The organism is Longimicrobium sp., from assembly GCA_036387335.1.
Classification (GTDB): Bacteria; Gemmatimonadota; Gemmatimonadetes; order Longimicrobiales; family Longimicrobiaceae; genus Longimicrobium.
Genome location: DASVTZ010000144.1, coordinates 1 through 11,338, shown reverse-complemented (window position 1 = coordinate 11,338; position 11,338 = coordinate 1). Strand labels below are relative to the sequence as shown.

Below are 11,338 nucleotides of genomic sequence, written 5' to 3'. Positions count from 1 at the left end.
CGCCGGGGGCTGAAGCCCCCGGCTGGAACCACGCGAAGCCCACTGAAGTGGGCTGGATAAGCGCGACGTCGAACCCCGAGTCCGCGCAGGCGGACTTTGTGTGTTTCCAGCGGCGAATTCATTCGCTGTTGGATGCGGGCCTTGGCGCATCGTAGGGCACGGGCAGCCACGCGGGGCTGCCCCTACGAGGTTCGGCGCGCGGCGGCGGCTCCTTGCCCGCGCCGGCACTTCAGGACGCGCCGAGATCTCGTCCGGGAGTCCGCGCAGGCGGACTTTGTGCCGTTGTTGCAGCGAGTTCACTCGCCCGCGCAGGCCGCTCCTCTCTGTCGCGGTCGCGGAAGACGGCGGCGGTGGGGAGGCGCGGCCACTCGGCGCGTGGCCAGACGTCGAACATGCCGGCGCGCGAGGGGAAGGCGGGGCCGTCGTCCAGGGCGGCGGCGAGGAGGAAGTTCTGGCGGTCGGGGAAGTCGCGGCCCATGTGCGAGTAGACCACGACGCGAGGGAAGACCTCGGCCACCGTGCGCACCGTCGACCAGAGACGCACCGCGCCCGGGCCCTCCGCCACGCCGATCGCGTTCATCAGAAGGAGGCCGCCCGGCGTGAGGAGGGCGCCGAGCTCGCGCATCGCTTCCTCGCTCACGAGGTGGAGCGGGGTCATCTCCGTGCCGTCGTAGACGTCCAGGAAGACGCGATCCCAGGCGGCGCGGGGGAGGCCGGCGGCCACCGCGCGCGCATCGCCGTGCACGGTGGCGATGCCGTGCTCCGGGCGCAGGCCGAAGTAGCGGTAGGCCACGCGCGTCACCTCGGGGTCGCGCTCCACGACGGTGACGCGGGCGGTGGGATCCTTCTCGGCGATGCGGCGCGGCAGGGTGTAGGCGCCGCCGCCCAGGCACAGGTACGACAGGCCCGGACGCCCCGTGTCCCCCAGCCAGCGCTCCGCCGCGGCGATGTAGGCAAAGGAGGGGGCGCCGCTTCGCGACAGCTCGCCCGACTCGATCTCGTCGTCCTGGTACAGCTTGAGCTCGGGCTGGCGGCCCTCCGCGAACACCGTCTCGGTGACGCGCAGGACGTTGTACGGCGTCTCCGTCTCGTGGAGGACGCGCTCCGTGGTGGTGGGCGCATGGCGGCTGGGGAAGAGGAGGGGCGAGGTCAGGATCGCGCCCATCACCATCAGCAGCGGCCCGGGCAGGACGCGCGGAAGGAGGACGAGGCCCGCCAGCGCCGCGCCCACCGCCAGCCCCACCAGCACGGCGGTCGCGGCAGTCCCCGCGAGGCCGAGGGAATCCTCCTCGTCGTCGTCACCCGCGGCTTCGCGCTCCCACGCCACCAGCGCGGGGAGGAGGAAGCCGGCGGCGTAGACGGGGATGCCGACCATGAAGAGGAGCGCCGCCGCGCGCCCGGGGCCGCCGAAGCGCTCGCCGCCCGCCACCGTCCAGGCGATGGCGAAGAGCCCGCCCAGCGCCAGCGAGAGCCCCGCGAAGAGCCAGCGTCCGGTGGGCGCGGCGTCGCCCCGGGCGCCGGGGGCACCGGCCCACATGCCGGCGGCGAGGGCCACGGCGAAGGTGGCCACCAGCCCGCCGGCCGCGCCCAGCGCGCCACCGGCCTCGTAGAGGATCAGGCTGCCGGCTGCGAAGAGGGTGATGCCGGCCGCCACCCCTACCAGGGCGGCGCGGGCCGCCAGCCCGCCGAAGCGCACGCGGTCAGGGCGCAAAGCGTCCATACCCCCCACGATAGTAGAGGAGCGGCGTGCCCTCGCGGGTCTCCGCCGCCTCCACCTCGCCCACGAAGATGGTGTGGTCGCCGCCGTCGTAGGCGTTGCGCACGCGGCAGTCCAGCCAGGCGAGCGCCGCGTCCAGCACCGGCGCGCCCGTGCGCTCGGCGTGGAAGGCGGTGCCCAGGAACTTGTCTCCGGTGGCGGAGGTGCCGAAGCGCCGCGCCAGCGTCTCGCCCTCCCCCTCTTCCAGCACGTTGACGGCGAACACGCCCGAGCCCTCCACGTAGCGGTGCGACTCGCTGGCGCGGTCCACGCACGCCAGCAGCAGCGTGGGCTCCAGCGACACGGAGCAGACGGCGCTGGCGGTGAGGCCGGCCGGCTGCCCATCGTCGCGCAGCGTGGTGACCACGGCCACGCCTGCGGCGAAGTGCCCCATGACGCGGCGGAAATGGCTCGGATCGATCATCCTGGCACCCCGGCGGGGCGGTCGGTAGGTTGGGCGGTGGCCGGGGCGGCAAGGCCCTGGCCGGTTCTTTGCGCTCGCCACGCACGCACCGGGCCCGGCGCATCCGCCGCTGCCCGCAACGACCGCGGGCCGGCAGTGGTGGCCCGGCCCGCACGCACACTCATACGGCTCGCAATGCGCGACTTTCCAGACCGCGGCGCCCGCGCGGCGGCGCTCCTGATTCTAACCGCTCTCTCCGGCTGCGACAACGTGCGGTGGGAGGGCTCGTCGATGCAGGTGGTGCCGCCGCCGCCCGCCAGCGACGTGGTGCAGGTGTCCGCCGTTAGCGAGGGGCCCGCGTCGCTGGGGCTCCCCACGGGCTCGGTGCTCTTCCACGTGGTGCGCACCGCCAACGGGGCGCGGATCATTCCCGTGGCCGAGATTTCGGGCGACTCGCTGCGCACGCTGCGCAGGCCGGCCGGGGTGTCGCCGCAGGCGTACGAGCAGCGCTTCCGCCGCGCGGTGCTGGAGCCCAACTCGCAGTTCGCCCTCTTCCGCCGCGGCGCGCGAGTGGGGACGGCCACGGTGCAGGGGAACGGCCCCGTGAGCACCTGCGGCGTCCCCAGCGCCACGGGGCTGGTCACGACGGTGGCCGCCGCCGCCGCGGAGCAGGAGTTCGTCGCCTTCCGCAAGGGGCTGGAGCCGGACGTGGTGGGCGAGTTCTCGCCGCCGCAGGTAGCCGGCCCCATCCGCCGCTATGGTCCGCTGATCGCCGAGCGGGCGGTGCTGCAGAACGGCCTTCCCCGGCCGCGGAGCTGGCCCGGCGCCCAGCGCGACCTGCAGGCGCTGGACGTGGTGCGCGGCGGGCAGCCGGAGATGGCCTCCACCTTTCTGGTGGGCGACCAGCTCGCCGTGGGGCCGCCGGAGGAGGACGGGTGGAGCGTCTTCTTCGTGGCCTCGTACGAGCAGCGGACGGGCTACAACCCGTTCTACACGGAGGTCTCCGACTACCGCAAGGCCGGCAAGCGCGCTCCCAAGCTGGTCGACTACCTGAACTGGAACCGCACCGGCGGCGCGGAGATGCTGGTGCAGGTCTTCGGCGCGCGGGACTCCTGGTACGAGGCCGTCTCGCAGGACCGCGGCAACCGCTGGACGCGCGTGTGGGAAGGGGTTCCGTGCCGGGGGGAGGCGCCGTAAGGGGCCCCACCCCCAGCCCTCACCCCCCCGGCCCCCCTCTCCCGATAACAGGAGAGGCTGGCGCCTCTGTTATCGAGAGAGGGGGGAGATCGCGGGCATCGGCGCCGGCGAAGCATGCCGGTGCCTGCCCCTACGATTCCCCATTCCCCATTCCCCATTCCCCACATGCGCCAGGTCTGGATCACCAAACGCGGCGGGCCCGAGGTCCTCCAGGTGCGCGAGGCGCCCGATCCCGAGCCGGGGGCGGGCGAGGTGCGCATTCGCGTGGCGGCGGCGGGGATCAACTTCGCGGACATCCTGGCGCGGATGGGGCTCTATCCCGACGCGCCCAAGCTCCCCGCCGTCGTGGGGTACGAGGTGGCGGGGACGGTGGACCGCGTGGGGAGCGGGGTGACGGAGGTGCGCGAGGGGGACCGCGTCGGGGCGATCACGCCGTTCGGCGGCTACTCGAGCGTGGTGGTGGTCCCCGCCGCGCAGGCGATCCCGCTGCCGGACGATCTCTCGTTCGAGAAGGCGGCGGCCATCCCCGTGAACTACCTCACCGCGTGGATCATGCTGGTGCACCTGGGGTGCGTCCGCGCGGGAGACCGGGTGCTGGTGCACGCGGCAGCGGGAGGCGTGGGGGTGGCCGCGCTCCAGATCTGCCGCGCCCGCGGGGCGGAGGTGATCGGCACCGCCAGCGCGTCGAAGCACGGGCGGCTGCGCGAGATGGGCGCCGCGCACTGCATCGACTACCGAACGCAGGACTTCGAGGCGGAGGTGAAGCGCATCACCGGCGGCCGCGGGGTGGACGTGGCGCTGGATGCCGTCGGGGGCGAGTCGTTCGGGAAGAGCTACCGATCGCTGGCGCCGTTGGGGCGGCTGTACGTGTTCGGGGTCAGCGGGTTCGCGACCGGCGAGCGGCGCAACGTGCTGGCCGCGCTCCGCCAGGTGATGCGGACGCCGCGCTTCCACCCCTTCCCCATGATGAACGCCAACCGCGGTGTCCACGGCGTAAACCTCGGGCACCTGTGGAAGGAGAAGGAGCTCCTCGCCCGCGGCATCGGCGAGATCCTGGCGGGCGTGCGCGAGGGGTCGCTGGACCCGGTGGTGGACCGCGTCTTCCCCTTCGAAAAGGCGGGCGAAGCGCACGCGTACATCCAGGGGCGCAGCAACTTCGGCAAGGTGCTGCTGGCGCCCTGAACACAGGGCCGGGCAGAAAAAGACGGAGGCACGGAGAAGGATCTCCGTGCCTCCGCTTCGTCCTACCGGCCCGCGGGTCTACTGGACCTGGCAGATCTGGCGCGGCTGATTGGGGTCGCCGCATTCCTCCTGCGGGTACTGCACAGATACGTACATCCAGCTCTGCGCCGTGGCGCCGTTGGCGTCGGCCGCGTCCACACGCAGCTCGAAGGAGTAGTCGTCGGCGTAGCCGCTGTAAGACGGGCCCGTCGCGACGAGGACGCCGTCGCGGTACCAGGTGAAGGTGTACGGGCCCGTGCCGCCGCTGCGCGCCGCGCTCCAGGTACCGTAGTCGTATGGAGCGAGCGTCGAGGGGCCGGAGATCGCCACCGAGAGCGGGCGCTGGTAGGTGATGGCGGCGTAGGCGTCGACCACCTTGTTGGTACCCGTTGCCGTGTTCACCAGGCGCTCCCAGATCTGCGCGGGGGTCTCGTTGGGGTGGTACGACCGGATGAGCCCCACGATCCCCGCCACCACCGCGGTGGCGGCCGAGGTGCCGCCCACACCGCCCTGGCGGCCGGGGGAGCCCGCGTCGCAGTAGTAGTTCTTGTAGCAGATGGCGGCGAGCGACGCCACATCCGTGAACGCGGACACGTCTCGGGCGGCAGTGCTGTACAGGTTGTTCCCCGCCGCGTCGACGCCCGCGATCCCCATCACCACGTCGAACGAGGCCGGCTCGATGGCCGCGGCGCCCGGGGTGTTGCCGGTGGCCGCCACCAGGAACACGCCGTACGTGTTGCGGGCGGTGGCGAGCGCGCGGTACACGTCGCTGCTTTGGTTGCCGCCGAAGCTCATGGAGAGCACGTGGAAGCGGCGCGCCGCCGCGTAGTCCACGGCCCGGACGAAGTCGTCGCTCTCGATGCAGTAGGCGCTGTCGTTGCCGATGTCGTCCCAGCCGTTGCCGCAGCTGCCGTGGATGTACGTGTTCCACGCGATCTTCATGCTGTACGTGATGCCCATGGGGGCGATGCCCACGTACCCGTAGTTGTTGTCGTTCTGGCCTACGACGCCGGCGAGCGCCGTCCCGTGCGCGTAGTTGCCGTTGGACGACCACTGGTCGTCGTACGGCGTGCAGTTGCCCTGGTTGGCGGTGGAGCTGCTGCACCCGTCGTCCACGAAGCCCAGGGGCAGGATGCCGTAGCTGCCGAAGAAGCGGCCGTCATCGTGGAAGGCGCCGCTGTACACTTCGCGCGCGAAGCCGCTGTCCAGGATGCCCACCTTGGCCCCGCTGCCGCGCGTGAGGTCCCAAACCTCGGGAATGCGGTGCACGGTGTGCTTGCCGTCGATAGGATTGGTGCCGAGCGGCCCGGCGTGCAGCTTCACGCGGGTGGGGAGGGCGGCGCTCACGTAGTCCACGTTCGGATGCCGCAGGAGGAGCTGCACCGCGGCGGTGCGCGCATTCTCCGGAAGGCGGCCCGTAAGCGCCGGGAGCGCGTCCATCTTGCGGAGCTCCAACCCGCCGGCCTTGGCCAGCACCCGCAGCACCGCGTCGGCCGAGGCGCCGCGGACCGAGCTGGGCCCCAGCGTGTTGCGCCGCCGCACCCCGGGCGCTTCGGTGGTGAGCGCGATGGCCTCCCTGGCCGAACCCGGAAGGCTGGCCAGGAACTCGGCAGAGGGGCGCGCCGTGCCCGTTTCCTTCAGCCATACGATGATCTCGCCGTCCGCCCCGATCTCCTTCAGCGTCTCGGCGAACGTCGCCGCGTCGCCGGTGATCAGGTCGCCCGTGCCGGTGCGCAGGGTGGCCGGTGCGACGCTCACCGCCGCGGCGGGGTCGGTGGGTGCTTCCAGGGGAAGTGGATTGTCGGTGCAGGCCCCGAGCAGCAGGGCGAGCGGTGCGGAAACGAGCCATGACACCCGCCGGGCAGGCGAGGACGGGCGCGCATACGACGTGTGCGACGCGAGGGGACGCATCGAGCCTCCATGAGAGTAAAAATAGATGCCTGAAAGGTGGGCGCGGCAACGGTAACACCTGTTTACGCGTACGGTCAAGGGCCGGATACGCGCGTTTGCTTCGCGAGTTGAAACCGGCTTTATCGTGCTCGGGGCTGGTATCTTCCGGTTTCTGAACGACTAAGCTCCACCTGCCGCACCCGAAAGTGGACGGCGCAAACAATGGCTGGTTATCAATTGTTACATAGTTCGCACGGGAGATCTCCATCACCCGCTCCGGGACGGCGCCTCCCTGCCCGCCCTCTCACCCTGCAACAAAGGGCTGGACAACGCGCCCCGCTGTACCGACCTTATGTACTCTCCACACCCCCGCGTCCCATCCGCCCCGCCGCCGGTCTTCATGCCTTCACCGATTCCCGCGCTGCGCGGGCTCATGCTGCTGAGCGCCTCCCTGGCGCTGGGCGCGTGCGAACTTCCCGCCGCACAGGCACCCGGCGGCGCGGCGTCCGTCATCAGCTCGCTGCGGGCCGAGACGCCCGCGGCGCCCGCGACGATGCCGGGGAAGTTCCGCGTCGTCTACCAGGCCGTGGACGACTCCACGTTCGCGCAGTGGCAGGACGACTTCCGCGAGGCGCGCTTCCTGGAAGGGGTGGCGGAGTGGCTGAACCGGTGGATCGCGCTGCCGAACGACGTCACCATCGGCTTCGAGAAGTGCGGCGAGCCCAACGCCTACTACGACCCCGAGAAGCGCGCCGTCTCGCTCTGCTACGAGCTGGTGGACGACCTGGACGCGGTGCTCGGCGGCGACGACGACCACGGGGCGCAGGCGGTGAGCGACGCGCTGCTCTTCACCGCGCTCCACGAGGTGGGGCACGCGCTGGTGGACGTGCTGGACATCCCCATCGCCGGGCGCGAAGAGGATGCGGTGGACCAGCTCGCCGCCGTGATGCTGGTGGATGGCTCGGAGGAGGGGAGCGAGGTCGCGGTCAACGGCGCCTCCGGGCTCGCGATCGACGAGGGGGAGCTGGACGACCTCGCCTTCGCGGACGAGCACGCGCTGGGGCCGCAGCGCTTCTACAACGTCCTCTGCCTGGTGTACGGCCAGGATCCTGACGGCTACGCCGACTGGGTCAAGGACGGCACCCTCCCCGCCGAGCGCGCGGAAGGCTGCGAGGCCGAGTACGCGGACGTGTCGAGGAGCTGGGATCGTTTGCTGGAGGCTTATCTACGTCCCTGACCACGCATCACACCGGTAGAACAGATAAGGAGGGCGCCTCGGATGCGGGGCGCCCTCCTTTTACGCGTTCAGCGGGTGCGGACTTTGACCGCGCTCTGGAAGGCCGCCGCAGGCACGATGCGGGTCACCACGTTCGTGGATGCGAGCCATGAGGAGGCATCGAGGTCGATGAGGAGGCGCACGTCGTCATCCTCGTCGCCGAGCGATACGGGGCGCTCGACCACGATGCTGTCCGCGGGCGCGATGGCGACCGCGACGCGGCCGGTGACGTTGACGCCGCCGATCACCAGGCCGGAGGCCACGTCGGCCTCCACGCGGGTGAAGACGATGCGCACGCGGTCGTAGCTCGCGCGCCGCACCTCGCCGGAGGTCAGGCGCACGGTGTCGCGGCCCTCGATGCGCACGGAGGTCGAGGCCGGGGCGCGGTTTACTTCCTCGACCCGGTTCGACGACAGCAGGCTGACGCGCGCGTCGAAGGTGATGGTACCCTGCGCGGCGGCGGCGCTCAGCGAGCGGGGGCCGTCCGCGGGGGCGAGCGACATCCGCGTGGCGCTCGGGGAGCCCTCGGCGGTGGCATCGCCGGTGGCGTACACCTCCACGTCGCGCGCGCCGCCCGCCACGAAGTCCTTGCCGCACCCGCCCAGCGCCAGCACGGCGATCAGCGTCATCCAGCTCCGCATCCTCATATCGTCACCCCTCCTCGGTTGGTCCAGCGTCAGTCCGCGCGATGCGGGCCAGCTCCGCGGTGGCCCGTTCGGTCTCCGGGCCCGTTCCCAGCTCGCGATAGATCTCCAGCGCCACCTGCAGCCGGGCGATCGCCGACTCGGTCCTCCCCTGCTCCGCGTCCAGCAGCGCGTACTCGTGCTGCGTCGTCGCCAGCTCGATGGCGGGGATCGACTCGCCGCGGCAGATGCCCAGCGCCTGCTCGTAGAAGATGAAGGCCTCCTCGTCGCCACGCGCGCGTGCCACAGCGCCCAGCGTGCGGTACACGTCCGGGAGGAGGGTGAACAGCGAATGCGCGAGCGCCACCGCCTCCAGCGCGCGCGCCGCCTGCTCCGCCTCGCGCACCCGGCCGCGCGCGAGGTGGACTTCGGCGACGTTGATCAGGATCAGCCCCTGCGCGTACGGCGACGATGCGTGCTCCAGCGCTGCCTGGAACTCCGCGTCGGCCTCTTCCAGCCGCCCGCGCGCCATCGCCAGGCGCCCGCGCCCGTTGCGGATGTGCACCGCCGCCGCATCGTCGCCGACTTCGTCCGCAAGGTCCAGCCAGCGCTCGCAGGCGTCGAGGGCGCCGGTGCGCAGCTCCACCACGGCCATGTTGACGTAGAGCTGCCAGCGGTGGACGGGCGATCCGCCGTCGCCCAGGAGCTCCAGGCCGCGCTCGTACCAGCCGCGCGCTTTCGCCCACAGCCCCTGGTCCGTCCGCACGTTGCCGAGACCCAGGCACGCGACCACGGCTCCTTCGCCATCGCGCTGGGCGGAGCCGATCTGAAAGGATTCCGTGTAGAAGCGCACCGCGTCGTTGAGCGCGCCGCGCGAGCGGGCAACGCGCCCCAGCCGCCGCAGCGCAAGGGCTTCGCCGCTTCGGTCGCGCGGCTTGCGCCCCAGCTCCACGGCGCGCCGGAAGAAGCTCTCCGCCTCCTCCAGCCGCCCCTCCTCCTCCTCCACCTCGCCGGCCGCGATCAGGGCCCGCGCGGCGGCGGCGGGGTCCCCTGCGTCCACCGCGCGCAGGGCGGCGACGGAGTGGCGCATCACCCGCTCCACGCGATCGCGGGCGCGCTCCGCCAGCGCGGTGATCCCGGCCTCCAGCGCATCCGCGTCGGCCAGGCGCGAGCCGACCGTGGCGTACGCGTCCGCGGCGGTCCATACGCGCCCGCCGTCCTCGCGCGACGCACCCACGAGCGCGGCCCGCAGGAGGGACAGGTCGTCCGCCCGTGGCAGCGCATCCAGCGCATCGCTCAGCTTCAGGGGTCGCGTCACGGCAGTGGGCTCAGGTGAATCATCCGCATCTCACCAGGGCACGCCCCGTTCCCCTCCGAACCCGCGCAAACACTGGGCTTTTCCCACCCCTCGTCCCCTCCCCCCGCTGCATTTTCTGCCGCATGCCCCAAAAAACAGCATGCCGCCGCCATCCGTCCCCCAAACCCGTAGGGGCAGACCTGCGTGTCTGCCCTCCCCCGCCGCGCGCGAATCCCCGCACCGCGCATCGACCTCCGTAGGGGCCGCCCCACGTGGCTGCCCGTGTCCGACCCGGCGTCGACGCCCGTCATCCGGGCAAAATCCCATACTCCAGCGCCTTCCGCGTCACGGTATTGCGGTGCACCCCCAGGATCTCCGCCGCGCGCCCGATCTGCCCCTCCGCATGCTCGAGCACCTGGCGCAGGTGCAGCGCCTCCATCTCCGCGAACGAAAGCGTGGGCGAGTACCCCGGCAGCGCGATCCCCCGCGGCTCCCCCGGCGGCGCGGCGCCGAGATCCACGTGCTCGGCCAGCACCACCTCGCCGGGCGCGATGAGAACGGCCCGTTCCAGAGCGTTCCGCAGCTCGCGGATGTTGCCCGGCCAGCGATGCGACGCCAGCCGCTCCAGCGCACCCTCGCTCATCGCGCGCACGGGGCGCCCGTACGCGCGTGCGAAGCGCGCGGCGTAGTGCAGCGCGAGCGGACGCAGGTCGCCCGGCCTCTCGCGCAACGGCGGTAGGTGGAGGCGCACCACGGCGAGCCGGTAGTACAGGTCCTCGCGGAAGTCGCCGGACGCGATCAGCGCAGGGAGGTCGCGGTGCGTGGCCGTCACCACGCGCACGTCCAGCGCAATGCGCTCCTCCCCGCCCAGCCGCTCGATCTCCCGCTCCTGCACCGCGCGGAGGATCTTGGCCTGGAGGACGAGGCTCATGTCGCCGATCTCGTCCAGGAAGAGCGTCCCGCCCCCCGCGCGCTCGAAGCGGCCGATCTTACGCGCGACCGCTCCGGTGAAGGCACCCTTCTCGTGGCCGAATAGCTCGCTTTCCAGCAGATCTTCGGGGAAGGCGGCGCAGTTGACCGCGACGAAAGGGCCACCGGCGCGCGCGCTCACCCGGTGGACGGCGCGAGCGATCAGCTCCTTACCGGTCCCGCTCTCCCCCGTCACCAGCACGGTGGCGTCGCTGGGCCCCACGCGTCCCACCGTCTTGAAGACCTCCACCAGCGCCGGGCTGCTCCCCACCACCTCGTCGTCGCCATCGGGGACGTCCGGGAGCGGGATGGCGTCCGCGCTTCCCTCGCCCGCGCGAAGGACGCGAGCCACCTCGTCCGCGCGCAGCGGCAGCGTCAGCAGATCCGCGGCGCCCAGCGACGGCGCTGCGAGCGCCATCCGCAGCGAGGGCGCGGCGGCGGCGAGGACGAGGGCGCCCGTCTTCGGCTCGCGCGCCACGCGCCGGATCAGCTCGTCGTCGTCCGCGATCAGATCGAGCGAGAGGATCGTGGCGGTCCACGGGCCTTCCGCCAGCGCGCGCAGCCCGGCCGCCAGCGTCGCTTCGGCACGCGCATCATCCGCCAGCGCGCGCACCGCGTCCGGCAGCGCGACCCCGATCGCCAGGAGGCGTATCTCCGCCATGCCGCCTTTTGCAAAATGTGACGAGCGCCCGTTCCGATCTGCTGC

At 72.1% G+C, this 11,338-nt stretch carries 9 protein-coding genes; 3 read left to right on the top strand and 6 right to left on the bottom strand.

The window, feature by feature from the left end; translation table 11 throughout:
* Positions 1-229: 229 nt before the first annotated feature.
* Positions 230-1,720, bottom strand: a complete 1,491-nt coding sequence (locus VF647_13500; protein ID HEX8453112.1) for a fused MFS/spermidine synthase — start codon at positions 1,718-1,720, stop codon at positions 230-232.
* Positions 1,701-2,180, bottom strand: a complete 480-nt coding sequence (locus tag VF647_13495) for a flavin reductase family protein (protein HEX8453111.1) — start codon at positions 2,178-2,180, stop codon at positions 1,701-1,703. Before VF647_13495 ends, VF647_13500 begins: the two co-directional genes overlap by 20 nt.
* A gap of 174 nt (positions 2,181-2,354) precedes the next feature.
* Here VF647_13495 and VF647_13490 point away from each other — a divergent pair, with 174 nt between their 5' ends.
* Positions 2,355-3,356, top strand: a complete 1,002-nt coding sequence (locus VF647_13490) for a hypothetical protein (protein HEX8453110.1) — start codon at positions 2,355-2,357, stop codon at positions 3,354-3,356.
* Between the two features lie 165 nt (positions 3,357-3,521).
* Entirely contained in the window at positions 3,522-4,538 is a 1,017-nt protein-coding gene (locus VF647_13485; protein HEX8453109.1) for a medium chain dehydrogenase/reductase family protein, read from the top strand.
* A gap of 78 nt (positions 4,539-4,616) precedes the next feature.
* Here VF647_13485 and VF647_13480 read toward each other — a convergent pair whose 3' ends face one another.
* Complete coding sequence (locus VF647_13480; GenBank protein ID HEX8453108.1) at positions 4,617-6,431, bottom strand: S8/S53 family peptidase; 1,815 nt, start codon at positions 6,429-6,431, stop codon at positions 4,617-4,619.
* Positions 6,432-6,867: 436 nt separating this feature from the next.
* Here VF647_13480 and VF647_13475 point away from each other — a divergent pair, with 436 nt between their 5' ends.
* A complete protein-coding gene (locus tag VF647_13475; protein ID HEX8453107.1) occupies positions 6,868-7,704 on the top strand; it encodes a DUF4344 domain-containing metallopeptidase in 837 nt (278 codons plus the stop codon).
* A 68-nt stretch (positions 7,705-7,772) separates the two neighbouring features.
* Here the strand turns inward: VF647_13475 and VF647_13470 are convergent, their stop codons facing one another.
* The 3 genes from VF647_13470 to VF647_13460 form a co-directional block, all read right to left on the bottom strand.
* Positions 7,773-8,390, bottom strand: coding sequence for a hypothetical protein (locus VF647_13470; protein ID HEX8453106.1), 618 nt, complete (start codon positions 8,388-8,390; stop codon positions 7,773-7,775).
* 4 nt (positions 8,391-8,394) lie between these two features.
* Complete coding sequence (locus tag VF647_13465; protein HEX8453105.1) at positions 8,395-9,684, bottom strand: tetratricopeptide repeat protein; 1,290 nt, start codon at positions 9,682-9,684, stop codon at positions 8,395-8,397.
* Between the two features lie 286 nt (positions 9,685-9,970).
* Positions 9,971-11,293 (bottom strand): sigma-54 dependent transcriptional regulator, encoded by a 1,323-nt coding sequence (locus VF647_13460; protein ID HEX8453104.1) that lies wholly within the window; start codon positions 11,291-11,293, stop codon positions 9,971-9,973.
* Between the last annotated feature and the right edge of the window lie 45 nt (positions 11,294-11,338).